Genomic DNA, 26,852 nt, shown 5'->3' with positions numbered 1-26,852 from the left:
ACATTCACAACCTCGATGAGAAGTATTACTATTTGCGCGAAATTGTTCTATTTGGTTCATTTAATAACGGGTGGTCATTAAGTGTTACCAGTTTTTCATCAACAGTTATCTACAACTATGCAGTGAGATAAATCATGCCAACAACAAATAGCAAGTGGACCTGGCTCCTCTGGCTGCTGAGTGCGCTGATGGTCGTCATCGGCCTGACACTCGGTATCGGTGGCGCGTATCTGGCGACATTGGGAGGAAGTGTTTACTTCCTGCTGATGGGTCTGGCGCTCATCGTTTCCGCCGTTTTGATTTTTAAAGGTAAGCCTTCGGGCGCTTGGCTGTATGCCTTAGCCTTTGTGCTTTCTATTATCTGGGCTGTCTGGGACGCGGGCTTCACGTTCTGGCCTCTGTTCTCCCGCCTGTTCACTTTCGGCGTGCTGGCTTTCCTGGTGGCTCTGGCTTATCCGCTGCTCAAAGCACGCGCGGGTCTGGTGGCGCGTAAAGGGCCTAGCTTCTCGCTGGCTGCTGTGCTGGCTGTTGCATTAATTGCCGCATTCGGTAATACCTTCGTGCCGACGCCAATCATCAGCGCTGACAACGATCAGGTGCCGGTGAAACCGGTAGATAAAGGGGCAGAGCAAAAGAACTGGGAAAACTGGGGTAACACTACCGCTGGCGACCGTTTTGCTGCATTGGATCAGATCAACAAAACCAACGTGGATAAACTTCAGGTTGCGTGGATTGCTCATACCGGTGATATCCCGCAGAGCAACGGCTCCGGCGCTGAAGACCAGAACACTCCGCTGCAAGTCGGCGACAAGCTGTTTGTCTGTACCGCTTACAGCAAAGTGATCGCCCTGAATGTGGATGACGGTAAAAAGCTGTGGTCTTACGACTCCAACTCGACTGCACCTAACTGGCAGCGTTGCCGTGGTCTGGGCTATTACGAGAACAGCAGCGTAAACGGCGCAGCGCCACAGGCTCCGGCGGCACAGCCCGCTGCAACTCCTGCGACTGAACCGGCCACGCCAAATGCAGCGTCAGAAGCGGCCGCACCTGCCACTAACGCACCGCAAACGCCTGCTGCCACCGGCGGCACCGTCAGCGCTACCTGCGAACGTCGTCTGTTCCTGCCAACCATCGATGCGCGTCTGATCGCCATCAACGCCGACACCGGCAAGCCTTGTGCTGATTTCGGTGACAACGGTGTGGTTGACCTGAAAGTCGGCATGGGTGAAGTGAAACCTGGCTATTATCAGCAAACCTCTACCCCGCTGGTTGCGGGTAACGTGGTCGTTGTCGGTGGTCGCGTAGCGGATAACTTCTCTACCGGCGAACCTCCGGGTGTGGTCCGTGCATTCGACGTGCATACCGGCGCACTGGTATGGGCATGGGATCCGGGTAATCCGAACATCACCAAACTGCCACCGGAAGGTCAGACTTACACCCGTGGTACCCCGAATGTCTGGTCAGCCATGTCATACGATCCAAAACTGGGTCTGATTTACATGCCTACCGGTAACGCAACGCCAGACTTCTTCGGCGGCACGCGTACTGAGCTGGATGACAAATACAGTTCTTCTGTTGTCGCGGTAGACGTGGCCACCGGTAAAGTCCGCTGGACTTTCCAGACCACGCATCACGACCTGTGGGACTTCGACCTGCCGTCTCAGCCGCTGCTGTATGACCTGCCGGACGGTAAAGGTGGCAGCACGCCGGTTCTGGTGCAGACTTCCAAACAAGGCATGATCTTCATGCTGAACCGCGAAACCGGCCAGCCGGTCGCGAAAGTGGAAAACCGTGAGGTACCGCAGGGTAACGTCCCTGGCGAACGCTACTCCAAAACGCAGCCTTTCTCTGTCGGTATGCCAAACATCGGCAACCAGACGCTGAAAGAATCTGATATGTGGGGCGCAACGCCGATGGATCAGTTGCTGTGCCGCATCGAGTTTAAAGGTATGCGTCACCAGGGCGTTTACACGCCTCCGGGTCTGGATCGTTCCCTGCAATTCCCGGGTTCACTGGGCGGCATGAACTGGGGCAGCGTCTCGGTTGACCCGAACAACGCCATCATGTTCGTGAATGATATGCGTCTGGGTCTGGCGAACTACATGGTTCCGCGTGCACAGGTTCCGACCGGCGCGAGCGGCATCGAGATGGGGATGGTGCCGATGGACGGTACGCCTTACGGCGCAGTCCGCGAGCGTTTCCTGTCACCGCTGGGCATTCCTTGCCAGAAACCACCGTTCGGTACTATGTCTGCGGTTAACCTGAAAACCGGTAAAATCGTCTGGCAGGTTCCTGTCGGTACGGTGAAAGACACCGGTCCGCTGGGCATCAAAATGCGCATGCCAATGGAAGTCGGTATGCCAACGCTGGGTGCGAGCCTGTCAACGCAATCCGGCCTGCTGTTCTTCGCCGGTACGCAGGATTTCTATCTGCGTGCGTTTGATACCGCAAACGGTAAAGAGATCTGGAAATCCCGTCTGCCTGTCGGCAGCCAGTCTGGCCCGATGACCTACGTTTCACCGAAAACCGGTAAACAGTACATCATCATCAGCGCCGGTGGCGCACGTCAGTCCGCAGAACGCGGCGACTACGTGATCGCCTACGCACTGCCTGACGAGAAATAAGATTTCGCAGTCAATGACAAAGCCCGCTGGTGCTGACCGGCGGGCTTTTTTTTATTGAAGAGATTAAGGCAAACGTGCAGCCTGATGGCGCAGGCCTGCAAAAATTGCATCACTGATTTTTACCGGAAAATTAGCAGGTATTATTGCTTCAACATCTGCAATCACCTGCTCAGTTTTTTCCTTCATTTCCGTCATCATCACAGCAACGTTTTCTTTGGAGTACTCGACCCGTTGCGCCGTCGTCACAAAATGGCGGGGAAGAATTCTGTCCCAGTGAAAATGCCGGTTTTTCCCTAATACAGCCATCGCCATTTTGGCTTTCTTCGCCGGAATTCCTTGTGGATTCATCAGAGGAAATGCTGACATCACGTCATACAGCGGCGTCATGCGGTAAGCGCTGCCCGGCTCGATATAAACACTGAAATTTTTAGCATGACCATCAATGGCGGCCAGCATCCAGAAGAGGATCTGGCTTTTGAAGAACATATCCCTGTCCGCCCCCGCCCGTTGAGAACCCAGTAAAAGCTTCATTGCACGTGCAATTCCGGGGCCGCCATCAGATTCATACTTCAATGCGGGAGCCACACCCAGCGCCTGACAAAAATCTTCCTGAGGTATACGCATCAGCCAGGATCCATCCTGTGACCAGCGGCGGTCAAAACGCTCAACGACCAACACCTTCTGAGCGCCAAAACTGGCAATCTCAGACCGTGCAACAGGGAATCCAAACTTTTCGGCTATCTTCAGGCACAGCCATTCATTCTCCACGCTCTCGCTGAGATCAATGCCATTGTTAGCGATATAACCAATAGGAAGTTTAAGGATATGGCTGGTAGGCGTACTTCCCTGCGGGCGGTGCCACTGGTCGCGATACCAGAGCAGCGCTGTTTTTTCCTGCGCACCGGCCAGAGAAATTCGAAAGTCTTCAATGTCAGCTTCCATGCCCAAAGGTGCATCCTTATACCCCTGCAAAAGCTGTTCGACATCTTTTTCGTCAAGCGGTCGGGCATGGATTTCAGTGACAGGCGCAACCTGATCACCCTCAGGATAGAGCTGGATCGCACCGACGCAATCACCGCCGATCCGCGAGAGCAAATCGAAGGGTTGTTTGGTCGGGATCTGGAAACGCGCCTGTATGCGGCTGCGTATTTGTTCGTTATCAGGCAGAAGATTATCGAAAAAATTGTACACCACCGCGCCACGGAATTTATCTGCCTGCAGAGGTAATGATAATGATATAGCGCGGGCTCCGGGGCGATCGAGCCAGCTTTGATGGTAAACAAATGACATTTCACCACTGCCGCCTTTTTCAAGCGTACCGACAGCAATGCCATTTAATGCGAGCGTTAACTTATCCATGTATTACCACTCCTGATCCCAGGACGTCTTTTCCTTAGGATTGCTATCTCTTGGCGTGATCTGTAGCTCTAAATCCAGCGCCGCCAATAATTTGAACAGTGTTTCCAGACGGGTACCGTCCGGATAATTTTCGAACTCAGAAACCGTAGACTGCTTCAGGCCAATGGTTTCAGCCGTTTTACTTTGGCTGAGTTTGCGCTTTTTTCGCTCATTGCGCAGCGCATTGGCGAGCATTTTTGCAGATGTAATGTTCATATTATCCTCCCTGGCGGATAATCTCAGTGTATCCCTTGTAAGGGATAAATCAACTTTTATCCCTTAAAGCAGATAAAATTAAAATATCCCTTCCAGGGGGTAATACAGCCTGAAAGCTGTTAACGCTCAATACAGCTTAAACGCTGTAATTTGCCCACTGCCGCCCTGTCATGCTCAAATAGCTTATTCACGCACGGATGAAACCCCATGAAAAAAAGCGAATTTATCGCTCAGGATTTACTGAGCAAGATTTACCAAAACAGCGGTTCGCTGCCGGAAAAGTTGCCGCCTGAGCGCCAGCTGGCGGAAGAGTACGGGGTTTCGCGCTTCACGGTGCGCAAGGCGCTGGAAAAACTGGTGAGTATCGGTGCGGTGCATATCGTGCAGGGGTCCGGCATTTACATTAAGGCGGGCGTCAGCAGTAATCCGCTGATCTACAACTCGGTGACTGAGAAGAAATTCGCTGAAATCAGTTTCAAAATGCTGGAATTACACAAGCGCCGGCCAGATAAAGAGGAACAACAGGTGTTCGGTTTAAGCGCCGACGATTTTATCTGGGCGTTCACCCGTTTACGGCGGATTAACCTGCGCAATGTGCAGATTGAATACTCGCGTATGCCCGCCGAAGTGTTTGCCGATCTCAATCAGAAAACCATTGAGCATTCCATCCAGCAATATGTGCTGAGCAAAGGCTATGCGATTTCGCATTCCCTCACCCGTTATCAGGCCGTCACGATCAATAAAGAGCAGGCACAAACGCTCGGCTGTAAAAAAGGCATTGCCGCCATGCATATCACCAACAGAGGTGTTTTACAGGGCGGCAAGGTTTATGCGTTCAGCGATATTGTAGATATCGACTATTCCTGCACCTACGTCATCCCGTTTAATCAGGACAATTTGGCTTTCCGCCAGACGTAAGCGCGTTACGGCGCGTGGATCACGCCATCCGGCAGGCGGCTTTGCGTCCATTCATGCGGCCGGTAAACCACCGGAAACTCTTCCGCTATCTGAGTGTTAAAGCCCACGCCAATCCCTGCTTCTTCACCCGGATAAAAATAGCCGTTCTCAGGCTTCTGCGCGCCGGGGAAGACCTGTTGCGTGTTGGCCGGATACGCCACAAATTCCTGAATAGCCGCATTGTGCAGATGAATATTCAGATGTGTATTTACCGCTGCACCAATCGGCGTCATGTCCGGCGGGCAATGCCAGGCCAGACGCACACCAAAACTCTGGCAGAAATGCGCCAGTTTTAATGCCGGTGTAATACCGCCGATTTGCGAAACGTGGCAGCGGATGAAGTCGATCCGTCGGTTAATGATCAGATCTTTCCATTCTGCAGGATTATTAAATAACTCGCCGGTCGCCAGCGGAACGGCGGTCTGACTGCGGATCTGCGCCAGCCATTCGTTCTGATCGGGCGGCAGAATGTCTTCAATAAAGTAAGGCCGGTATTGTTCAACGGCTTTGGCAAACTGCACCGCCTGCTGCGGGAACAACCGCTCATGAACATCGTGAAGAATATGAAACTGATTGCCGTATTTTTCGCGCAGCGCTTTAAACATCGCCAGCGTGTTGTCGATGTACTGATCCTGATCGTAATACGCGCCCATTGTCGGCTCACGGGTGCTGTGAAAATCCTGCGCATTACCACCGTAAAAGCCCAGCTGACAGCGGATGTGGCGGTAACCTTCGGCTAGCAGACGATCGACTTCGCCGTACAATGCTTCCAGCGTTTCGCCTGCTGCATGGCTGTACGCCGTCACCGCATCTTTCGATTTGCCGCCAAACAAATGATACAGCGGCATATTCGCCAGCTTGCCTTTGATATCCCACAGCGCCATATCGACGCCCGCGATAGCGTTGTTGATCACCGGCCCGTTACGCCAGTAGGCGTTCACCATCATCATTTGCCACAAATCTTCGATGTGATTCGCATCGCGCCCTATCAGCAGCGGTTTGAGATATTCATCGACCATCAGTTTGACCGCCAGCGGGCGTTGCTGGAACGTCGCGCAGCCCAGACCGAAAACGCCACGGTCAGTTTCAATTCTGACCACCACTAAATTATGACGATCGGGACGTGTAATCTGGCATTCGATATTGGTAATCAGCACAGGCTGCATGATAAATCCTTAATAAAAACCGTTAATCCTTTTCATAAAAAAGGCGGCGGGAATATTCGTATTGGCGTTATTTCAACGTATTTTTATCCTGCTTGTAAACCTAAAATTAAGGCTTTTATTTTGGTTTGAAAGCACCGCATATTTTCGCCAAAAAACAGACCAATTTAGCCATCACGGACTAAATCAGCGCCTTACGGTGAAGTTTTGTGATGAAGATCCTGTTTTATTGGTTTGTTTTTAAAAACTGCCCTCATTACACTCCCTTTCATTCAAATAAAGAATAATTCATTTTTTGTCGCGGGGTTCAGGGTGAATACAGAAATAATGCAGTCGGTGGTTAAACTGGTCGGCGGTGCGGGAAATATTAATAAAGTCTGGCATTGCATGACCCGTCTGCGTTTTGATTTACGTGACGAAAATAAAGTGCTCTGGGAGGAAATTAAAAACCTGCCAGGCGTGCTTGGCGCACAAAGCCAGAGTGATCAGGTGCAGATCATAATCGGCCCCAAGGTGAATATCTGGTACGAAGCCATCGTGTCACAACTTGAGCCAGTCACTACAAACTCCGCGGCATCAACAGGAAATGTTTCCACAAAAGGACGTAAAAGTCTGATCTCAATGTTCATGGATACCGTCTCCGGCGTATTCGGCCCGATCGTTCCGGCCATTGCAGGCGCGGGGATGATCAAAGGTTTACTGGCAGGATTAATCGCTCTGAAGATGATTTCAGCCAAAAGTGAAACAGTGATGATCATCGATTTGATCGCCAGCGGCGTGTTTTACTTCCTGCCGTTTTTCCTCGCGGTTTCTGCGGCGAAGATCTTCAAAACCAATGAATACCTGGCCGCCGCCGTGGCCGCCTGCCTGATGTATCCGACGCTGATGGACGCCGCGAAAGCGCTCGCCAGCCACACCGCTGGCGCGCCAACCGCGCTGTACTTTATGGATGTGCTGCCGGTATCCTTTTTCAACTATTCGGCGAGCGTCATTCCGGTGATTTTCTCTGTGCTGGCGCTGAGTTACATCCACCGCTGGGTGGATAAAATCATGCCGGACGTGCTGAAAACCGTGTTTACACCCACGCTGACACTGTTTATCGCAGCGCTGGTGTCACTGACGCTGATTGGTCCGGCAGGAATTTATCTCGGTAAGTTACTGGCGTTTGGCATTCAGGGATTGTTTGACGTGTCTGCAGTATTTGCCGGATTTATTGTCGGTGCGATCCGCCCTGTAGCGATCCTCACCGGTATGCATCACGCCATGACGCCGATTGCGTTGCAGAACTTTACCGATCAGGGCTGGGACATGCTGATGCCGATGATGTTTATGGCCAACATGGCGATTGCCGGATCAACCTTTGCGATTTACTTCCACGTCAAAACCCGTGAACAAAAATCCGTGGTCCTGTCTGCAGCGATTTCAGGCCTGCTGGGGATCACCGAACCCGCGCTGTTCGGCGTGCTGACGCGCTACAAAAAAGCGTTTATCGCCACCACTATCAGCAGTTCCGTGGCGTCTGCGTTTATCGCGTTCTTCGGGGTGCGGTTGTACGGCTATATTCTGTCGAGCATTTTCAGCCTGCCCGCCTACATCGGTCCGTATTTTATCTACATTCTGATGGGCGTGGTGCTGTCACTGGGGCTTTCGTTTACGCTGACGTATCTGATGGTCGTCAAAAACAAAGGCACCGAACAATCGGTGCCTCTGGTAAATCAGACCCGCTGAGGTTTATCAGGCCGCTGTCTTTGAATGCGAAATCTCAGACAGCGGTGCGTTCTGAATAAGATTGGTCAGACGTCCGATATTTTCGATTTCCACTTCAATCTTGTCATTCTCATGCAGGAACAACGGCGGTACGCGGGTTTTACCGACGCCGCCCGGTGAACCGGTCATGATCACATCGCCCGGAGAAAGCTGAGTAAATGTGCTGATGTAGGCAATCATCTGCGGAATAGTGTGGATCATGCTGGCAGTGGTGTCGTCTTGTACCAGTCGGTCATTCAGCCAGGTTTTGATGCTCAGATTTTGCGGGTCGCCCACTTCATCCGGCGTCACCATCCACGGACCAAACGCGCCCGTCGACGGCCAGTTTTTCCCGGCGGTATACCATTTATGCTGCCAGTCGCGTACTGAGCCATCCATATAGCAGCTGTAACCGGCGACAAAATCCAGCGCGTCTTCTGCTGAAATATTTCGGCCCGTGCGGCCGATAATAATCGCCAGTTCACCTTCATAATCAAACTGCTCAGAAGAAGCTGGTTTGATTATGGTGCCATTGTGGCCGACCTGGGAATCCGCAAAACGGACAAACAGCGTTGGCGCGTCACTGGTTTCATTAAATTCTTTGCGTTTTTCCGCGTAGTTCATGCCCACGCCGAAGATTTTGCCGGGACGGTCGATGACCGGCAGGAAACTGATGTCATTCAGCTGAAGATCCGCAGGCAGATCTGCGTAGCGTTGCAGTTCCGAAAGTGAATGGCGTGCCATGAATTCGTTAATATCGCGGCATCCTGAGTGACTGCCGACGTCGACAATCCCCTCTTCTTTATAGATGCCGAAGCTTTTAATGTGGTCTTTACTGGTGGTGAAATTAACAATTTTCATAGATGCACTTAGATTCTTATTTTACTTAAAACAGGTAAATTTGCTGGCGTTCGGGTTGCGAAAACGGCTTGCCCGTCGCAACGTTGGCGTGATTATTGACCCTGCCTCTCATGCCTTCTACTATATTTTATTATCAAATCGATGAATTTCAGGAATCAATGTTAAATAACAGAGACTTAGAGTACTTTGTGACAGCCGCAGAGATGATGAATTTGAGACTTGCGTCACAAAATTTAAATATAACTCAGCCTGCACTTTCGAAATCCATCACCCGTTTAGAGAAAGAACTGAACATCAAACTGTTCAAACGGGCAGGACGCGGACTGGAACTGACCGAAGCGGGCCGGGTGCTTTATCAGCGCGGTTTAGCGCTGCAAAGTTCCTATCTTGAGCTTGGGGAAATCATGAATGAACTGAGCAGCGGCGCGGGCGGTATCGTTCGCGTGGGTGTCTCCGGTTCTGCAACGCAATTCCTGTTGCCTGAAATCTGCAAAATGCTGCAATCGCAGGTGCCGAATATGAAACTGGAAATCCAGATCGGCATGAATGACGTGCTTTTTACGCTGCTTGAGCGTCATGCAATCGATGTGATTATCGGTCCGCTGGTCAATTACGACAGTCCGGTGGTGCAGTTACCGGTGACCGCCGACCGGGTGATCGTTGCCGCCTCACGCGACCATCCGTTAGCCGGTAAACCCGCCAGCCTGCGCGAACTCAGCCGTTATGGCTGGATTTTACCGGCGAAAACCGTCTCCATGCGCCAGTGGCTGGATAAAATGTTCTATGAAAATCATTGTTCGCCACCGGACGTGAAGGTGGAAATCAGCTCGCTGGCATCGGTGCCGGGGCTGATCGCGAAAAGCGGATTACTGAGCTTTTTGTCCGAGAACATTCTGGTCGAAGAAGAATTTCTTTCGCGGCTGATCCGCATCGATAACGATCAGTTAGTGATGGAACGCCGTGTGGGCATCACCTGGCTGGAAGGAGCGTTTCTTTCACCGGCGACGCAGAAAGTGATCGACGTGACCAAAAGTGTCGGGCAAAAAATGCAGATGGAAGCCCGCCGGATCCTCGAAGACTGAATACCGGCGGGGGAAGATTTACACCCGATTTTCTCTATACAAGATGGCAGGCCACGCGGTGACCGTTTTCCACTTCACGCAACACAGGCACTTCCTCCCGGCAACGTGCCATGGCATGAGGGCAGCGGGTGTGGAAACGACAACCGGCGGGCGGTTTTGACGGATCCGGGATTTCCCCGCTGACCATCGCCACCGGTTCACTGTCAGGATCCAGCGTCGGTACCGCCGCCAGCAGCGCCTGCGTGTACGGATGCAAAGGCCGCTCAAACAGCACATCCCGACTGGCGGTTTCCACCAACTGGCCGAGATACATCACCGCCACGTCATCACAAAGATGTTCGACCACGCCGAGATCATGCGAGATAAACAGAAACGTCACGCCGTGATCGTCACGTAAATCCGAGAACAGATTGATGATCTGCGCCTGAATGGACACATCCAGCGCGGAAATAGGTTCGTCGGCAATGATAAAGTCCGGTTGCAGGATCAGCGCACGGGCAATGCCGATACGCTGGCGCTGACCACCCGAAAATTCATGCGGAAAACGGTTGTAATGCAACGGCGAAAGCCCGCAGATTTTCATCACGTCCAGCACCTTTTCACGCAGTTCTGCCCGCGAACATAACTGATGTTCGAGCATCGCCTCACCGATGGCGTCACCGACGCGGATGCGCGGGTTCAGCGAACTGTAGGGATCCTGAAACACCAGCTGGATTTTCGGACGCAGCGCTTTCAGCTGTTTAGGCCTGAGGGCATGAAGATCTTCGCCACGAAATTTTACGCTACCGGCCGTTTTGTCATATAACCCCAGCAGTGTGCGCCCTACCGTGGTTTTGCCGCTGCCAGATTCTCCGACCAGACCAAAAATCGTGCCCTTGCGGATGTTAAAACTGACGCCATCCACCGCCCGCAGCTGGCCGGTTTCCTGACCGAATACGCCATCGCGGATCGGGAAATACTTTTTCAGCCCGTCGACTTCAATCAGATATTCCGCGTTCATGGTTGCAGCTCCGTGTCTTTTTTCTCTTGTGCCGTCGTTAACCCGCTGTAGAAACAGGCGGCCTGACGGTGTTTTCCTTCCAGCGGCGGGATCCCTTCGCGGCAACGTTCGGTGGCACGCGAGCAGCGATCGGTAAACGCGCAGTAAGGTGGCAATGCAGCCAGACTCGGTACTTGTCCGGTAATGGAATACAGCCGACGACGACGTTCACCCGCGGTGGGACGGGACGCAATCAGCCCCTGCGTGTAAGGATGTAGCGGATTGCGCAGCACATCGGCGGTCGCGCCCTGCTCGACAATTTTACCGGCGTACATCACAACCACGTGGTCCGCCATCTGGGCAATCACGCCTAAATCGTGGGTGATCAGCATCAGCGCCATGTGGTTCTGTTGCGCCTGATCGCGCAGCAAACGCAGGATTTGCGCCTGTACGGTGACATCGAGCGCGGTAGTGGGTTCGTCCGCAATCAGCAACTGCGGCTTACAACTCAGCGCCATCGCAATCATGATGCGCTGCAACATACCGCCCGAAAGCTGATGCGGATAACTGGTCATCAGGCTTTCCGCGCGCGCCAGTCCGACTTCAGTGATCATCTGCGTTGCATGGGCCCACGCCGATTTCGGTGACTCGCCGCGATGACGGATCAGCGGTTCAACCAGCTGTTCACCAATGGTCAGCACCGGATTGAGCGCAGTCATGGGTTCCTGAAAGATCATCGCCAGCTGATTACCGCGCAGATCCGACATTTGTGACGAACGCAGTTTCAGCAAATCACGCCCCTGAAACAGGATTTCGCCCCCGTCAATGCGGGCGGCCTGTGGCGGCAATAATCCCATCAGCGACATCGCCGTGACGCTTTTTCCGCAGCCTGATTCACCGACCACGCCGACCGTCTGCCCGGCCTGAATGTCAAAGGTGACATCCTGCACCGCGCGCACGCGTCCTTCATCGCTGGCAAAGGACAACGAAAGCTGGTTAAAACGGATCAAGGGTTCAGTCATTTTTTGCTCCGTTTCATCTTTGGATCCAGCGCATCGCGCAGGCCGTCGCCCAGCACATTAATCGCGATCACCGTAATAAAAATCGCCACGCCCGGCGGCATCCATAACCAGGGACGGCGCTGAAAGTCGATCAGGCTGTTCGCGGCGTCCATCATATTTCCCCATGACGGCGTTGGCGGCACTACGCCTAATCCCAGATAGCTGAGCGCAGATTCACTGAGAATGGCATTCGCCACCGCCATCGTTGCCATCACCACCAGGATCGGCACGGTATTGGGCAGTAAGTGACCGAACAGGCGACGGCGCGACGACAATCCGAGAACCTGAGTCGCCAGCATAAAATCGCGTTCGCGCAGTGAAAGGATCTGCCCGCGAACCAGACGCGCCAGTTTCGGCCATTCCAGCAAACTGAGCATAACGATCACCATGTACACGCGGGAGTCCGGCGAGAAATCCAGTTCAGACAGCATCGCGCCCATCACGATCAACAGCGGCAAACTTGGAATGGTCATCACCAGATCGGCAAAGCGCATGATAATTTTGTCGGTGATACCGCCGACATAGCCGGATACAGCGCCCATCAGATAGCCGAGCGTCACGGAGAGCAACATAGTCAGCATCCCGATAATCAGCGAGATGCGACCGGCCAGCAGCAGCCGCGTATACACGTCACGCCCGAGAAAATCGGTACCCAGCCAGTGCTCAGCATTGGGCGCTTTGTTGATCATTAGCGCATCGGTCGCATCATCACGCCACGGCGAATAGTAAGGGCCCACTATGCACCAGACCGCCATTATCATGAGCAAAATAAGACAAAACATCGCCAACCGGTTCTGACGTAAAGCACGCCAGGCCTGTAACCAGGGTGACGGTGTCACCTGTGACAGTGCGGGGATCTGTGCTTCGCGTAACCGGCGATTGGTAGAAAATAAAGAGCCAAACATCACGACCTCACACGAATACGCGGATCAGCCCACGCATACAGCACATCAGCAATCAGGTTGCCAAGAATGGTTAACACCGCCAGAAACAACGTGAAGCCCATCAGAACCGGGTAATCACGGGCAGCCAGTGAATCAATGTGAATGTGCCCCGCTCCGGGCCAGTTAAAGACTTTTTCGGTGATCAGCGCTCCGGAAAACAGCCCCGGCAGCTCGAAACCCAGCAGCGTGATAATCGGCAGCAACGCATTTCGAAGCGCATGTTTCAGGATGACCGTGCACTCGCGCAGCCCCTTGGCGCGCGCGGTACGGATGAAATCCATACGCACCACATCCAGCATGCTGGCGCGGAAATAACGCGTCAGGCTGCCCGCCTGTAACATCACCAGCGCAACCACCGGCAACACCAGATGCGCGGCCACCTGCGCTACCCAAGCCCAACCGGTCGCGTCACTGCCGGTATTGGTCATTCCGCCCACCGGCAGCCAGTGCAAATCCACGGCGAACCATTTGATCAGCAGCAGGCACAGGAAGAAGGTCGGGAAGGACATGGCGGCAAAAATCACAATGCTCACCACGTGATCAAACAGAGAATAGGGTTTCATCGCCGAGACAATACCCACTGCCAGCGCAATCCCCCAGTACAACACCATCGCAATGGTGGCGAGCAGAAAGGAGTTCCAGATGTACTGATTCAGCAGCTGACTGACGGGGATCTGATATTGCAGCGAGAAGCCGAGATCGCCGCGCAACAGATTTCCCAGCCAGTGCAGATAACGACTAAGCAGCGGCTGATCCAGACCATACAACGCTTTCAGCTCGGCAGCGCGTTGCGCGGTCAGGGTGATATTCCCGTCGATGAAATCGCCCGGCGTTTTGGCAAACAGCATGAAGATGAGCAGCGAAGCGAGGAACAACATCGGAATGGTTTGAAGTAAACGACGCAGAATGAAATTTCTCATGACTTTCTCATTGAAGCTGCCGGAAGAGTCCGGCAGCCGCATTATTTCTGATTATTTTACGATTTTGACGTCCGGCAGACTGCCGGTCAGGCCGTTGTAGATATCCGGTTTAAAACCAGTCACACGGGCGCTGCTGGCCGAGAGAATTTTACGGTTACCGAGCAGGATCACCGGCGGATCGTTCGCCAGCACTTTATACAGTTCATGATAAATCGGTTTACGCTTTTCGATATCCAGCGTGGCATTCCCTTCGTTGATCAGCTTATCAACTTCAGGATTGTTGTAGCCCGATTCAGTGGACTCTGTGCTGTAGTAATCCCAGACGCCATCATGCGGATCATTAAGCGTGCTGGTGCTGAAGGACGCCAGATCGTAATTCCCGGCCTTACGCTGAGACATCAGTGCGTTGAAATCCACCACCTGTGGTTTCAGCAGCACGCCGATTTTCTGATAGTTCTCTTTCGCGATCGGGATCAGCGCGTCGTTCAGCACTTTTTTGCTGACCAGTAACGTCAGTTCAAGACGTTTACCGTCTTTCACACGGATCCCGTCACTGCCCGCTTTCCATCCTGCTTCATCCAGCAATTTGTTGGCCTGCGCCGGATCGAATTTATACGGGTTCACGCCTTCAGTGTTATACGCCCAGGAAATCGGCGCGATCGGCTCAATCGCCACCGATCCATATCCCTGATACACCACGTCGATCAGTTTCTGGCGATCAAGACCGTAAATCAGCGCCTGACGGACTTTCACATCTTGCAACGCAGGGCGTCTGACGTTGAACTCAATCTTGCTGTAATCGCTGGAACCATAAAGGTTGATATTGGCAAAGCCGAGCATTTTCAGCTGTTCGATATCGTCCGGGCGCGAAGTGAACGCGTCATAATCGGTATCACCCGTCTGGAATAACTGGAAGTTGGTCGACGGATTGGTCACGCGATAGATAAAGCGCGGAGTCGGCGGTACGCCGCGATAATAATTGGTGTTGGCGTGGAAACGGATCTCCTGCCCCGGAATGTATTTGTCGTACACATACGGGCCGTTACCGAGCGGTTTGCCATGCAGCGTGCGCAGATAATCGAGATTACCGCGCGTGTAGCCTTTGCCGTAATAGGCTTTCGAAAGTACCGGTCCGCCGATTTTTTGCAGCGTGGTGGCACCCGGTTGCGTGGTAGTGACCTGCAAGGTCAGCGGGTCGATCACCTTCAGACCACTGATGCTGTCCGCCTTGCCCTGCTTATATTCATCACCGCCGGCAATGTGCGCCAGCGTGATATCGGTGTCGCCGTCATATTTCGGGTCGTACAACACGGTCAGCGTGAACGCGACGTCTTCTGCCGTCAGCGGAGAACCATCGCTGAACTTCAGGTCATGGCGCAGTTTGATGGTGTAGGTCTTGCCATCAGGACTGACGGTCCAGTTTTCTGCCAGACCAGGGACCAGTTTGCCCTGGCTATCCCAGTCAATCAGACGGGCGAAAATCACGTTAGTGACGTTTTCATCCCAGCCGTTTACGAAGAAGTAAGGGTTAAAAATACCCTGAGGTTCGGAGATCCCGGCGATCACTGTATCAGTGCGCAGTTTCGCGGCAGCAGGTACCTGGCTGGCATCGGTGGCCGGTGTAATGCCTTCTTTTAAGACATCATCAGCAAAAGCAAAAGAAGACAACATTACGGCACTGGCCAGTAATGCGATTTTGAAAGAGGCAGTGCGACGCGCGCGTTGTACGACTGGCGCGAAAGCGGAACGTAATAACGTAGCCAAAAGAGATCCCTCATCTGTAATGTGTGCAAACGGTTTACAAAACATGACAAAGAGTAAGGATGCCGTTAAGCCTTGTCTAACAACGAAAAAATATGGCTTATAGCTTTTAGAACAGTACGGTGAATTAGCCACCAAAACGGTTAATGTGGAATAATTTCCTGATCACACCCAGTAAGCACTTACTAACTTTCTAAGGCATAATATATAAGGAATTTCCTCGCGGAGATGTGCAAACACAGCCGATACGAATTAAATAAAAACGGCGTATCTTTTTAAGGATACGCCGTTCAGATTTGGGAGCGTTAGAGGTTTATCAGGCAGCGGCTTTTTTGCTGCGGGAACTGACTTCTGAGAGGATCTCTTTTTGCTTGTTCTTTTCGCCAATCATCTTGTACCAGCCTGAAAGCTTGCGAAGATCCGGCAGCGTGGCCTTTTCTTCAACATCATAAGCATTTAATTTTTCGAGATACTCTTCGAAAATGCTGATGCAACGGCGAGCCCACTCACCTTCGAGCGCGGATCCGGCGACGGCACGCGGACGGCGTGGCAAACGCGGACGCAGCGGTTTGCTGGCTTCAGGTGCGGATTCATCCACATAGGCAAACTTGATGGATACCACCGTTCTCCCCTGCTTCACCGGCTCCCAGACAACGGATATGTCGGTGTTGGCATTGATCCGGTTGATCGTTGGCTCAAGCAGCTTCTGGCGGAAGTCACGATAGTCCTCGTATTTGCCCGCTAAACCGGCCTTCTCGCGCATCCAGTTGAGATCCAGTGTCACTTCAATGGCTTTGCCACTGCGACGCCCGTAGAGGTTCTTGGCTTTGATTAACCAGCCATACAAGCGTACGGAGAACGGGGTATCAAGTTTCGCGATATTGGCGAAATTGAGTTTGGTAAAAGATTCTTTAAGTTCATACAGATATGGCGCAACGTCCTGCCCGAATCTCAGTACGACTGCACTGTGATCGTCACTGCTGACGTATTCCAGACGCGAAAACCAGGAAAGCTGCACGGTACGCACTTTGCCGGTTTTCACATCAGGCTTGTAGATGGTCACCGGCTTTTTCATCAGGCTTTCAGCTGCTTCGCGCAACTGGCGGTGGCTGCTTGTCGGGTTTACCCCGTAGATCCGCTGATAATCCTGAGGGAAAAGTCGATAAAGCGTATCCGGTTGCGGTTTCCTGCTATCAATTTGAGCCAGCGCCAGGTTAAGCAAGCGCATTTCATCCAGAGTGACGCTATAGGCGCCTTCAAGAAGATCGTTCCCCTGAACTACTGTGAGTTTATTCAGTTCCATGTAGCAGGATCCATAAGTGGAAAGTAGGTAAATTATTCCACATAAAAATTGCTGCCGTAAAGTAAAAACAAGGGTTATTTATTTATTCAAAATCATCAAGTTAACTAAGGATCAAAAAAATCCGATCAGGAAAAATCTCCACATATGCATTTCCTGCCCACCAGGGATCCTTTTTTTAACATGCTGGATCGACAGCTTTTTTACAGGAAATTACTCCACATATCCGTAGGGTGATCTTTCCCGTTACTGATGCCCGCAGAGTTGCTTCTCGCCGGCTGATGATCAGATAATTCTTCCACATTAGAGCTGTTATTGCCTGTTTATTCAGCTGACGTCGCACTGTGATCCCCTTCTCATTTCCATTTCGCGTCACTTTCTTGTCTTTACTGGGATGATCAGGAAAACTTTCCACATAATGCTCACAGGTGAGATCAGAAAATGTCTCCACATTAGCGGCACGACTGACATCTGATCAGGAAATCACTCCACATAACTACTGCGATCAGATCACAGAAAATCTTTCCACGTATAACGGGTAACGGGATCAGGAAATCTTTCCACTTATCGTTGGCTGCTGGTTTTTAGCCTGATGTTTGAAGGTTAAAACGGCGACTGGGATCAGGAAAAATCTCCACATATCGTGATGTGACAATGTCACTTAAAAAATAAGTCATTGATTTATAATGCCATCATGACGAGCCTGATCTAAATGCCTGTTTTTGGGATCAGATAATGTTTCCACATATCACCTTTCAGGGATCAGGAAAAACCTCCACATAAACGCATTATGCCTCCTGAACAGGCCGCGCTGTGCCCTGCCTGCGGACTTTCGGGGATCCCATTTCGCTATTTGTGACACCACGTGACGCTGTCACAGGAAATTCTTCCACATATCTTCCTTTCTAAGGGGATCAGGAAAAGTCTCCACGTATAAGAAAAAGCAGTTATGGCAGTATGTTAGCGAGTTTTGGGTCGTCCGGGCGTAGTGACATGACAAAGGAGGAAAGTATCCACAGAAAATCCCTCCACATAGATAATGACTTGATCCCTAAAGAGATTATCCACAGAAAAAGACTCTACATTCACCATGAAAAGGATCCACATCCAACATGAAGGATCTCCACCTCGGACAGGAAATGATTCCACAATATGAGCTACAACTCTATGATAATTAAAAGTAAAAATGCTCCCTAAAGAGAAAGATCTAAACTTATAAAATAAACAAAACATTATTTGATCTTGGGATCTGATCACAACGGAGAGAATACTTCAGGAAGGGATTGGTTAGCGTTTAAGGCAGGCTGAGCAAGGTTTACAGACTGGATGAAGCCAGAAACGGGCCTGTAAGACCCGATCCAGCCAGCGATCATATTATCAGGCGCGTTCGTTGTGGATGAGCCACGCTTCGATCAGTTCTGTCAGAACGTCTTTCATTTCGCGATCCTGCAGGAAGCAGCTGGTTTTGAATCGGCGATGCAGCTCCTCATCGATATTCGTTTGTAGCTTTTTCACCGATGCAGGCGGTTTAGCCACAGCGTCCAGTGCTGTAGTCAGTTGTCTGTGCTGGCCAAGTTTCATTTTCATTTCAGCAACTCCGTGATTTCTTTAGTCATAATTTCAATTTCACCCTTCGCATTTCCGTCCGTTGTATCGAAAACGGTGCCACCATCCATCATGGTTCGAATGTACACCTGGCGTTGGGTCGTGCCGGTACGCAGCGCAGGAACGCCCGTGTCGGCAATGGATGCCTTCAGTACTTCAAGCATTTTAGCCGATGCCACTTTTTTAGTGATCAGAAAGCGGGCAATTACGGGTTGCAGGTTTTCGCGTGCTTCGACAACGGCAAGAATAGCGCCGCAAGCAGCAAAATCTAAAGGTGACGGTGTCACGGGGATCAGCACTAAATCACTCACCATTACCGCTGCAGATGAAATAGCTGATATTGCAGCTGCCCCATCAATCACTACGTAATCGTATTCTTTCAGTTGCTTGCGTACGGTGTAGACTTCTTTTTCTGAAGCCGCTTCAGCCAGGTCGAACTGGCATTTGCTTTCGTCATACCAGTTGCTGATGCTTCCCTGTGGATCGGTATCAACCATCACCACTTTATGGCCTTGTCTTGCCAGACAAGTTGCGATGTTTATTGATGTCGTGGTTTTCCCTACTCCGCCCTTCCCGTTAAGGAAGGAAATAATTTTCGCTGCCATGACAACCTCTTAATGAAGCGTTCAGTAATGATAACAGGATTCCAAAATCATAAGATTTTAGGATTCATTTAGTTTGTAATCTTAGGATTCTGAGATTTTCTAATCCATGAATCACAGGATTGGACTGCTACTATAAAGTTTGCAGCCGGGGATTTCAATATCTAAGGATTATCGAATTACATTATCCCATGATTACAGGATTCCATGAGGTTGTTAAGAGTGTTAACTTTAAAACTTGAGATAATCCGTTCCCCACATCACAGGATTGTATAAGGTTGGGATTACATGATTTTAGGATTACAAAATCTTTAACTTCCGGTTGAATCTGTTTGCAGAACATTTACGTAAATCTCGTTATCCGGTAATCATTAAATCTCTGAATCTCTGAATCTCTGAATCTTGAAAGTCCGGGATTCAACACTCCTGGTATCATCAGATGACAGGATGCACATGTTCATTTAAATGACTGGACATAAATGCATCAGGATATAAAATCTCACCATCTCACCATCTCACCATCTCACCATCTCACCATCTCACCATCTCACCATCTCACCATCTCACCATCTCACCATCTCACCATCTCACCATCTCACCATCTCACCATCTCAACATCTCAACATCTCAACATCTCAACATCTCAACATCTGAATCCTGTGCTCCCAGGATGGTAGTGCGGATATACTGGGATTTCAGGATTCAGGGCATATCCGGATTTCAGGATTATTCGGGAATAACTGGAGATCAATACCGGTTGAGTCATGAGATTATGACCTTACTGAATCACAAGATTCAGTGAGGCGGAGCTACAGGATTCCAGAATTCTGATATCCTGAAATCCTGTTCGCGAGAAATTGTGCAGTATTCTAGTTTGGGGATTTCAGTATCCTGGGATTCTAAATTGAGATAATGATTACAAGATTATAGGATTCAGCATGAACTTAAGGATTATGGGATTTTATAATCATTGATTGTAATTCAATACCTTATACTATTTCATCGTTTGCACGCAGAAAGATTTTAGAATCCCAGGATTATGTATGGATTTCAGGATTATAAGATTTACTACAAAAATCACGGGATGGTATGTTTCTTGAAGATACTATTGGGATTATATAATCCTGAGATTCAACAAATGATTCTGGGATGATGGGATTTATATCCTGTGATTCCGGGTGGTCAGGATTGGATGGTGTGATTATAAGATTATAGGATGGTGATGGCTGGAATCTCAAGATTTAGAGATTCTGTGATTATGAAATCCTGGATCATACATCTTATGATTTCAGGATTCAGAGAGTATCAGGATTCAAAGATTTATCTCTGATTACAGGATGATGGGATTCAATGATTTATTGATTGCATTATCTCAGGATATCTAAAATCTTATAATCATGAAATCATGAAATCATGAAATCATGAAATCATGAAATCATGAAATCACGAAATCACCAAATCGCACAATCATAGGATTGGGTTACCGCCTTACTTATGGCTCAGTTGTACCCGCTGAAAACAAACGTCGTCGCAGACACTCGACGATATGCCCGAATGCAGTTTCAATTTCTTCCTCAGGTACACAGCCATAACCGAGCAACAATCCGCGACGCGGGGCAGGGCGCAGATAATAAGCTGACAGAGGGCGGGTCAAGATTTTTAACTGCTCAAGCTCTGCACTCAGCGCCACATCATCAATAGAATCCGGCAGCGAAAGGATCAGATGAAGTCCGGCGTTGCTGTCTTCACAAAGATATTCTGGTCCAAGTTCCTGTTCAATCATCCGCGTCAGCGTATTTCGGCGTTTGCCGTAAATCAGCCGCATTTTGCGAATGTGCGCGGCGTAATGTCCTTCGCGAATAAATTCCGCCAGCGTTAGTTGTGTGAGTCCGTTTCCGCCACGGTACAGCTCTGAGTGCGCAATCTTTAAGCGTGACGCCAGCGGGCGGGGAAGAACCATGTAACTGATGCGCATCGCGGGATACAGCGTCTTGCTGAATGTTCCGATGTAAATTACAGGCGCATCGCTGCTCAGTCCCTGCAGTGCCGGGATTGGACTGCCCGAGTAACGGAATTCGCTGTCGTAGTCATCTTCCACAATCCAGCTACCAAGTTCACTGGCCATCGCAAGAATTTTTTGGCGTCTTGCAAGGCTCATCACCGACCCGAGGGGGTAGTGATGTGACGGTGTCACGCATATAAGTTTCGGCACAGGGTTATTCAAAGAATTCTCAGGCATGTTTTCAGGCGGAGCCATGCCACTGTCATCTACAGGAACCGGCTGAATATCAACGCCATTAATGGTCAGCACATTACGAATTCCCCAGTAACTCGGCTCTTCAATCCAGGCAGTGTCGCCGGGGTCGCAGAGCATTTTGGCCAGCAGATCCAGTGCCTGATGTGTACCTGTGGTGATCAGAATCTGGTCAGCCGTGCAATCAACAGAACGTGCAACGCGCAGATAATCCGCCAGTGCATGCTGCAGTTGCGGACATCCTCCGTGGCGGGAATAAGTCAGGAATTCAGGGTGCAGGCGGCGGCTCAGGCGGTTCTGAAGTTTACGCCAGATCTCATGCGGAAATTTAGTCACGTCGGGCACGCCGGGCATGAATGCGCCCCATTGTTGCGAGGCAACGCCCGTGCGCGTCAGCAACCGGGTGCCGCGTTCGGAAAGCACAACATGGCTGCGTACCGGCGCAAAGTACCGTGCCGTTTTATCGGTAATCACGCCGTCCTCAGGCAAATCTGATGTGACGAAAGTCCCACTTCCGCTACGGGTCTGAATGTATCCCTCCGCCTGCAACTGGTCATACGCAGCAAGCACTGTATTGCGCGAAATATCCAGCTCTTTTGCCAGGTCACGCGAGGCCGGCAAACGGCTGCCCGGCGCGATACTGCCGTCGAAAATTGCCTGCTGTAACGCCTGATAAACGCGCTTATTCAGCGTGCCTGTAGGCGTGTCGGAAAGGCCGGTCAGGCGTTGAGAAATGAGGTCTGAAAGCAGAGAACGCAAAAGTGGTACCTCAAAATAATTCAAACTGGTTCTGGATTATAGAGCCGCTGGCGGGATAAAACACAAGAACGGATTGCTATTACGACAAATTGTTCAGCTTGCAACCGGCATCATATAAAACATCAACCTTCATGCAGGAGCGAAAGATGAGTCACAGTGAACTGGAAAAACGCCGTAAAGAGGCGACACCACGGGGTGTTGGCGTCATGTGTGATTTCTACGCAGCGAAGGCGGAAAACGCGACGCTGTGGGATGAGCAGGGACGGGAATACATCGATTTTACTGCCGGGATTGCTGTGCTGAACACCGGGCATCGTCACCCGAAAATTGTTGAAGCAATCCGCAAACAGCTCGACCTTTTCACGCATACGGCCTATCAGATCGTCCCTTACGCCAGCTTTGTGGAACTGGCAGAGCGCATCAATTCGATTGCCCCGGTCAGCGGCAAAGCTAAAACGACCTTTTTCAGCACCGGCGCGGAGGCGGTAGAAAACGCGGTGAAAATTGCCCGCGCAGCAACCGGTCGGCCTGGCATTTTGACCTTCTCCGGCGCTTTTCACGGCCGCACACTGCTGACCATGGCGCTGACCGGCAAAGTGGTTCCATACAAAGTCGGTTTCGGGCCTTTTCCTGCCTCCGTTTTCCATGCGCAATATCCGAACGCCGTGCAGGGTGTCACCACTGAAATGGCACTCGACAGCATCGAACGTATTTTCCGTAGTGATATTAGTCCTTCCCAAGTAGCCGCAATTATATATGAGCCGGTGCAGGGCGAGGGCGGTTTCAATATTGCGCCGGAAGAATTCGTGAAAGGGTTGCGTGATATCTGCGATCGCCACGGCATTGTGATGATTGCTGACGAAGTCCAGAGCGGTTTTGCACGTACCGGCAAAATGTTTGCTTCGGATTATTATCCGGATGCTAAACCGGACATCGTCACGATGGCGAAAAGCCTCGGCGGCGGGATCCCGATTTCCGGCGTAACGGGACGCGCTGAACTGATGGATGCGCCTGAACCGGGAGGTCTGGGGGGAACCTACGCCGGTAATCCGCTGGCAGTGGCATCAGCCCTTGCTGTGCTCGACATCATCGAAGAAGAAAAATTGTGTGACCGCGCCAGCCGCTTAGGATCGGAGCTGGTGGAAGTGCTGGAAAAAGCCAAAACGACATGCCCGGCGCTGGTGGATGTCCGCGCACGCGGGTCGATGGTGGCTGCCGAATTTAACGATCCCGCGACCGGAAAACCTTCTGCTGAGCTGACTAAACAGTATCTTCGCAAAGCGCTGGATGCCGGTTTGCTGATGCTGAGCTGCGGCGTACAGGGTAACGTGATCCGCTTCCTGTATCCGCTGACCATTCCTGACGCCCAGTTTAAAGACGCACTGGCGATTTTATCCCGCGTTCTTGCAGACTGAGGCAGCTTATGCAACTGAAACATCCAGGCCTTCTGCGCCAGCAATGCCTTATTAACGGCGAATGGTATGACAGTGAAAACGGTGAATTCGACAATGTGATTAATCCGGCAAACGGTGGGGTAATTGGTCGCGTTCCTCAAATCACCACGGCGCAAACGGCGCAGGCTATTGTGTATGCCGAACAGGCGCAGCAGGGCTGGAGAGAAAAAACGGCCAAACAGCGTGCCGCGCTGATGCAGAAATGGGCGCAACTGATGCTGGAACACGCTGACGACTTAGCGGCGTTGCTGACGGCAGAACAGGGCAAACCCCTTGCGGAAGCGCGGGGTGAAATTGTCTACGCCGCTTCTTTTATCGAATGGTTTGCTGAAGAAGCCAAACGCGTTGAAGGCAGCGTGCTGGCTCCGGTGCAGGCATCCCAGCGGATGCTGGTTTTGAAACAACCCATTGGCGTGTGTGCAGCCATTACGCCCTGGAATTTCCCGGCAGCGATGATCACCCGCAAAGCCGCACCGGCGCTGGCTGCAGGCTGCACGATGATTGTTAAACCTGCCGAACAGTCACCGCTGACAGCGTTAGCGCTTGGACAACTGGCGATGGAAGCCGGTATTCCGGCAGGCGTGTTGCAGGTGATCACCGGTTCAGCGCAGGCCACTGGCAAAGTGTTGTGTGACAGTCCTGTGGTGCGCAAGCTTAGCTTTACCGGGTCGACAGAAGTAGGGCGCATCCTGATGGCGCAAAGTGCACCGACGGTGAAAAAGCTCTCGCTGGAACTGGGGGGTAACGCGCCATTTATTGTGTTCGACGACGCCAATCTGGAGCGTGCAGTGGCCGGGATTATGGCTTCGAAGTTCCGTAACAGCGGGCAAACCTGTGTTTGCGCTAACCGGATTTATGTCCAGCAGGGCATTTATCCGGCGCTTATTGCCAGACTGGTCGAAGAAGTCGAAAAACTCAGCGTGGGTGAAGGTACAAAAACCGGCGTTACGCAGGGGCCACTTATCGACCAGGCGGCAGTCAGCAAAGTGCAGGAACATATAGAAGATGCGTTATCGCAAGGCGCCATGTTACTGACCGGCGGGCAGCCACATGCACTTGGCGGGACATTCTTCCAGCCAACGGTTATCGGAAATGTTACGTCAGCGATGAAATTTGCCCGTGAAGAAACGTTCGGACCGGTGGCGCCCGTATTTAGTTTTACAGATGAAGCGCAGGTTTTGGCAATGGCAAATGACACCGAATTTGGCCTCGCGGCATACATTTTTACCCGCGACGCAGCACGTCAGTGGCGGATACCGGAATTGCTGGAATATGGCATGGTAGGTATTAATACTGGTCTGATTTCCAACGAAGTCGCGCCGTTCGGTGGCATTAAACAATCCGGCCTGGGGCGTGAAGGCTCACGTTACGGTATGGATGATTATCTGGAAATGAAATACCTGTGCATCGAGCTGGGTGAATAAGGGTGCAGATTACGGGGAGTATGGGAACAGCATACTAAGAAAGCGCCGGACAACTTGTCCGGCGTATTCATGCGGCGATGTAAAATTTAACTTCTTGCTTCCTGCGGAGCAGGGTCATCTTGTAAGTGCTTTTTGAAGTGTTTCTCAATTTGCTCTAACGTTTTGCCCTGCGTTTCCGGCGCGAAGATAATGGCGAAAATGCCCCCTGCGACACCGATGGCGGCAAAGCAGAAGAAGGACATCGTCAGCCCGATAGAATCCAGCATGATCGGGAACATAAAGGCGATAGAGAAATTGGTCATCTGCATGGCAAATACCGACACGCCGTTAGCCATACCGCGGATGCGCATCGGGAACATTTCCGACAGCAGCAGCCAGGTAACAGGCGACAACGCGCCCTGCTGGAAGCACAGGAAAATCAGCATACCGCCCAGTACCAGATAACTGCGGACAGCATCGGGATGGCCGTTGACGGTTTCTGGCATCAGCCAGGTCACCAGCCCGATGGCAAGAAGCGTCAGCGTACAACCTATCTGACCGGTCAGCAGCAGCGGACGGCGTCCGAAACGGCTGAGTAACATTATCCCCACGAACGTCATGATCACCGAAATTACCCCGTTGGCGATGGTCGCCATCAGAGACGCATTGGTGCTTAATCCCGTGGCCTGCAACATGGTCGGTGCGTAGAACATGATGGTGTTCACGCCGGAAAGCTGTTGCAGCATGGCGATACCAATCCCCAGAAATACCAGTCGTTTCATCCAGACGGAAATCGTCTTCTGGCGGCGGGAATGTTTCTCGCTTTTAGAACTCATGGAACTGCGGATCTCGCTCAGTTCTTTCTCAACCTTGCCTGCTTTACGGGTGCGTTCCAGCACGTCACGCGCCTCGCGATAGCGGCCATGCATGGCGTACCAGCGCGGTGTGTCAGGCAGGAACAACATACCGACCCATAAAATCACCGCCGGAACACAGGCGACACCCAGCATCCAGCGCCAGGTGGTTTCGCCGCCCCAGACTTCGTTAATGGCCGCGTTACTGGTGTAAGCAATCAGCTGGCCGGAGACGATCATCAGTTCCTGCAAGGTGACGAACTGCCAGCGGCGGTTAGAAGGCACGATTTCCGCGATATATATCGGCACAATCGCTGCCGCGCCACCGACGGCCAGTCCGAGAATAAAGCGGAAGGTAATCATCAGCACGACGTTGGGGGCCATGGCACAACCCAGAGAACCGGCCATGAATATTATCGCCATCGCCAGAATGATTTTTTTGCGTCCGAACCGGTCAGCGACCCGACCCGCAAAGACCGCGCCGATAGCAGAACCCAGTATCAGGAAACTGGTGACCATCCCGGTCGTCACCGATGTCAGATGCAGATCGTGCTTCATGAACAGCAGCGCGCCCGCAATCACACCTGTATCGTAGCCAAACAATAAACCACCCAGGGTGGCAATAAACGCAATTACTTTTACCAGTGGTTCGGTCGGCGGCGGAGTTTTCTTCGCCTCGCTTTCCTGCCCGCTGTTGAGTTTCTCAGTCACAAGTGCTCCCTGTATTTCATTATTGTTGTCATGTTTTGTGTGATGCAGATCACACAACCTCTAAATCTAACCCAAGTTGAGGATTTTGGTAGGCGGCAGGGGAAATTAGTCATGGATTACAAAGCAGATGTTAAAATTTCGGAAAATACTGAATGCCGCGCAGGAGTGAGGCGGGAAGTGCATTACACTTCCCAAGGG

20 protein-coding genes are annotated in these 26,852 nt (G+C 51.5%); 6 read left to right on the top strand and 14 right to left on the bottom strand.

Features of this window, described 5'->3' with window-relative positions; translation table 11 throughout:
• Positions 1–134: 134 nt before the first annotated feature.
• Positions 135–2,624: a membrane-bound PQQ-dependent dehydrogenase, glucose/quinate/shikimate family gene (locus J1778_RS09855; protein ID WP_217173022.1), complete on the top strand. Its 2,490-nt coding sequence runs from the start codon at positions 135–137 to the stop codon at positions 2,622–2,624.
• A gap of 63 nt (positions 2,625–2,687) precedes the next feature.
• Here J1778_RS09855 and J1778_RS09850 read toward each other — a convergent pair whose 3' ends face one another.
• Together J1778_RS09850 and J1778_RS09845 are read right to left on the bottom strand one after the other, a co-directional pair.
• Positions 2,688–3,983, bottom strand: coding sequence for a type II toxin-antitoxin system HipA family toxin (locus tag J1778_RS09850; RefSeq protein WP_217173021.1), 1,296 nt, complete (start codon positions 3,981–3,983; stop codon positions 2,688–2,690).
• 3 nt (positions 3,984–3,986) lie between these two features.
• A complete protein-coding gene (locus tag J1778_RS09845) occupies positions 3,987–4,238 on the bottom strand; it encodes a helix-turn-helix domain-containing protein (RefSeq protein ID WP_217173020.1) in 252 nt (83 codons plus the stop codon).
• Between the two features lie 207 nt (positions 4,239–4,445).
• Between J1778_RS09845 and J1778_RS09840 the strand changes: the two genes are divergently transcribed.
• Positions 4,446–5,156, top strand: coding sequence for a GntR family transcriptional regulator (locus J1778_RS09840; RefSeq protein WP_217173019.1), 711 nt, complete (start codon positions 4,446–4,448; stop codon positions 5,154–5,156).
• A 5-nt stretch (positions 5,157–5,161) separates the two neighbouring features.
• Here the strand turns inward: J1778_RS09840 and J1778_RS09835 are convergent, their stop codons facing one another.
• Entirely contained in the window at positions 5,162–6,361 is a 1,200-nt protein-coding gene (locus tag J1778_RS09835) for an enolase C-terminal domain-like protein (RefSeq protein ID WP_217173018.1), read from the bottom strand.
• 324 nt (positions 6,362–6,685) lie between these two features.
• Here J1778_RS09835 and J1778_RS09830 point away from each other — a divergent pair, with 324 nt between their 5' ends.
• A complete protein-coding gene (locus J1778_RS09830) occupies positions 6,686–8,086 on the top strand; it encodes a PTS transporter subunit EIIC (protein ID WP_217173148.1) in 1,401 nt (466 codons plus the stop codon).
• A gap of 6 nt (positions 8,087–8,092) precedes the next feature.
• Here the strand turns inward: J1778_RS09830 and J1778_RS09825 are convergent, their stop codons facing one another.
• Complete coding sequence (locus J1778_RS09825; protein WP_217173017.1) at positions 8,093–8,965, bottom strand: fumarylacetoacetate hydrolase family protein; 873 nt, start codon at positions 8,963–8,965, stop codon at positions 8,093–8,095.
• 158 nt (positions 8,966–9,123) lie between these two features.
• Between J1778_RS09825 and J1778_RS09820 the strand changes: the two genes are divergently transcribed.
• Complete coding sequence (locus J1778_RS09820) at positions 9,124–10,047, top strand: LysR family transcriptional regulator (protein ID WP_113876553.1); 924 nt, start codon at positions 9,124–9,126, stop codon at positions 10,045–10,047.
• 34 nt (positions 10,048–10,081) lie between these two features.
• Here the strand turns inward: J1778_RS09820 and J1778_RS09815 are convergent, their stop codons facing one another.
• The 9 genes from J1778_RS09815 to pdxR form a co-directional block, all read right to left on the bottom strand.
• Positions 10,082–11,047: an ABC transporter ATP-binding protein gene (locus tag J1778_RS09815; protein ID WP_217173016.1), complete on the bottom strand. Its 966-nt coding sequence runs from the start codon at positions 11,045–11,047 to the stop codon at positions 10,082–10,084.
• Positions 11,044–12,048, bottom strand: coding sequence for an ABC transporter ATP-binding protein (locus J1778_RS09810; protein ID WP_217173015.1), 1,005 nt, complete (start codon positions 12,046–12,048; stop codon positions 11,044–11,046). The genes J1778_RS09815 and J1778_RS09810 overlap by 4 nt, the downstream gene beginning before the upstream one ends.
• A complete protein-coding gene (gene opp4C / locus J1778_RS09805; RefSeq protein ID WP_217173014.1) occupies positions 12,045–12,992 on the bottom strand; it encodes an oligopeptide ABC transporter permease in 948 nt (315 codons plus the stop codon). Before opp4C ends, J1778_RS09810 begins: the two co-directional genes overlap by 4 nt.
• Positions 12,992–13,951 (bottom strand): ABC transporter permease, encoded by a 960-nt coding sequence (locus J1778_RS09800; protein ID WP_217173013.1) that lies wholly within the window; start codon positions 13,949–13,951, stop codon positions 12,992–12,994. The genes opp4C and J1778_RS09800 overlap by 1 nt, the downstream gene beginning before the upstream one ends.
• Before the next feature lie 51 nt (positions 13,952–14,002).
• The gene (locus J1778_RS09795) at positions 14,003–15,622 is read right to left on the bottom strand and encodes an ABC transporter substrate-binding protein (protein ID WP_238484654.1); all 1,620 of its coding nucleotides are present in this window, start codon (positions 15,620–15,622) and stop codon (positions 14,003–14,005) included.
• Between the two features lie 406 nt (positions 15,623–16,028).
• Positions 16,029–17,015 (bottom strand): replication initiation protein, encoded by a 987-nt coding sequence (locus J1778_RS09790; RefSeq protein WP_217173011.1) that lies wholly within the window; start codon positions 17,013–17,015, stop codon positions 16,029–16,031.
• A gap of 1,374 nt (positions 17,016–18,389) precedes the next feature.
• The gene (locus J1778_RS09785) at positions 18,390–18,599 is read right to left on the bottom strand and encodes a plasmid partition protein ParG (RefSeq protein WP_112289538.1); all 210 of its coding nucleotides are present in this window, start codon (positions 18,597–18,599) and stop codon (positions 18,390–18,392) included.
• Positions 18,596–19,222 (bottom strand): ParA family partition ATPase, encoded by a 627-nt coding sequence (parA, locus tag J1778_RS09780; protein WP_217173010.1) that lies wholly within the window; start codon positions 19,220–19,222, stop codon positions 18,596–18,598. The genes J1778_RS09785 and parA overlap by 4 nt, the downstream gene beginning before the upstream one ends.
• 1,489 nt (positions 19,223–20,711) lie before the next feature.
• Complete coding sequence (gene pdxR / locus J1778_RS09775) at positions 20,712–22,232, bottom strand: MocR-like pyridoxine biosynthesis transcription factor PdxR (protein WP_217173009.1); 1,521 nt, start codon at positions 22,230–22,232, stop codon at positions 20,712–20,714.
• A 146-nt stretch (positions 22,233–22,378) separates the two neighbouring features.
• Here pdxR and J1778_RS09770 point away from each other — a divergent pair, with 146 nt between their 5' ends.
• Both J1778_RS09770 and J1778_RS09765 read left to right on the top strand, forming a co-directional pair.
• The gene (locus J1778_RS09770) at positions 22,379–23,647 is read left to right on the top strand and encodes a 4-aminobutyrate--2-oxoglutarate transaminase (RefSeq protein ID WP_217173008.1); all 1,269 of its coding nucleotides are present in this window, start codon (positions 22,379–22,381) and stop codon (positions 23,645–23,647) included.
• A gap of 8 nt (positions 23,648–23,655) precedes the next feature.
• A complete protein-coding gene (locus tag J1778_RS09765; RefSeq protein WP_217173007.1) occupies positions 23,656–25,110 on the top strand; it encodes an NAD-dependent succinate-semialdehyde dehydrogenase in 1,455 nt (484 codons plus the stop codon).
• 86 nt (positions 25,111–25,196) lie between these two features.
• On the opposite strand, the gene J1778_RS09760 is transcribed toward J1778_RS09765, so the two are convergent.
• Positions 25,197–26,702, bottom strand: coding sequence for a sugar porter family MFS transporter (locus J1778_RS09760; protein ID WP_217173147.1), 1,506 nt, complete (start codon positions 26,700–26,702; stop codon positions 25,197–25,199).
• Positions 26,703–26,852 lie beyond the last annotated feature (150 nt).

The sequence above is a fragment of the Rahnella bonaserana genome (assembly GCF_019049675.1).
GTDB classification, from domain to species: domain Bacteria; phylum Pseudomonadota; class Gammaproteobacteria; order Enterobacterales; family Enterobacteriaceae; genus Rahnella; species Rahnella bonaserana.
This window is presented reverse-complemented; position numbering and strand designations above follow the sequence as displayed.

What these genes read in the sequence shown, in the direction of transcription:
- J1778_RS09845 (WP_217173020.1), bottom strand. Translation starts at nt 4,238, where the DNA reads ATGAACATTACATCTGCAAAAATGCTCGCCAATGCGCTGCGCAATGAG.
- parA (WP_217173010.1), bottom strand. Translation starts at nt 19,222, where the DNA reads ATGGCAGCGAAAATTATTTCCTTCCTTAACGGGAAGGGCGGAGTAGGG.
- J1778_RS09765 (WP_217173007.1), top strand. Translation starts at nt 23,656, where the DNA reads ATGCAACTGAAACATCCAGGCCTTCTGCGCCAGCAATGCCTTATTAAC.
- J1778_RS09850 (WP_217173021.1), bottom strand. Translation starts at nt 3,983, where the DNA reads ATGGATAAGTTAACGCTCGCATTAAATGGCATTGCTGTCGGTACGCTT.
- J1778_RS09835 (WP_217173018.1), bottom strand. Translation starts at nt 6,361, where the DNA reads ATGCAGCCTGTGCTGATTACCAATATCGAATGCCAGATTACACGTCCC.
- J1778_RS09795 (WP_238484654.1), bottom strand. Translation starts at nt 15,622, where the DNA reads ATGTTGTCTTCTTTTGCTTTTGCTGATGATGTCTTAAAAGAAGGCATT.
- opp4C (WP_217173014.1), bottom strand. Translation starts at nt 12,992, where the DNA reads ATGTTTGGCTCTTTATTTTCTACCAATCGCCGGTTACGCGAAGCACAG.
- J1778_RS09790 (WP_217173011.1), bottom strand. Translation starts at nt 17,015, where the DNA reads ATGGAACTGAATAAACTCACAGTAGTTCAGGGGAACGATCTTCTTGAA.
- J1778_RS09820 (WP_113876553.1), top strand. Translation starts at nt 9,124, where the DNA reads ATGTTAAATAACAGAGACTTAGAGTACTTTGTGACAGCCGCAGAGATG.
- J1778_RS09840 (WP_217173019.1), top strand. Translation starts at nt 4,446, where the DNA reads ATGAAAAAAAGCGAATTTATCGCTCAGGATTTACTGAGCAAGATTTAC.
- J1778_RS09810 (WP_217173015.1), bottom strand. Translation starts at nt 12,048, where the DNA reads ATGACTGAACCCTTGATCCGTTTTAACCAGCTTTCGTTGTCCTTTGCC.
- J1778_RS09855 (WP_217173022.1), top strand. Translation starts at nt 135, where the DNA reads ATGCCAACAACAAATAGCAAGTGGACCTGGCTCCTCTGGCTGCTGAGT.
- J1778_RS09770 (WP_217173008.1), top strand. Translation starts at nt 22,379, where the DNA reads ATGAGTCACAGTGAACTGGAAAAACGCCGTAAAGAGGCGACACCACGG.
- J1778_RS09825 (WP_217173017.1), bottom strand. Translation starts at nt 8,965, where the DNA reads ATGAAAATTGTTAATTTCACCACCAGTAAAGACCACATTAAAAGCTTC.
- J1778_RS09815 (WP_217173016.1), bottom strand. Translation starts at nt 11,047, where the DNA reads ATGAACGCGGAATATCTGATTGAAGTCGACGGGCTGAAAAAGTATTTC.
- J1778_RS09830 (WP_217173148.1), top strand. Translation starts at nt 6,686, where the DNA reads ATGCAGTCGGTGGTTAAACTGGTCGGCGGTGCGGGAAATATTAATAAA.
- J1778_RS09800 (WP_217173013.1), bottom strand. Translation starts at nt 13,951, where the DNA reads ATGAGAAATTTCATTCTGCGTCGTTTACTTCAAACCATTCCGATGTTG.
- J1778_RS09785 (WP_112289538.1), bottom strand. Translation starts at nt 18,599, where the DNA reads ATGAAAATGAAACTTGGCCAGCACAGACAACTGACTACAGCACTGGAC.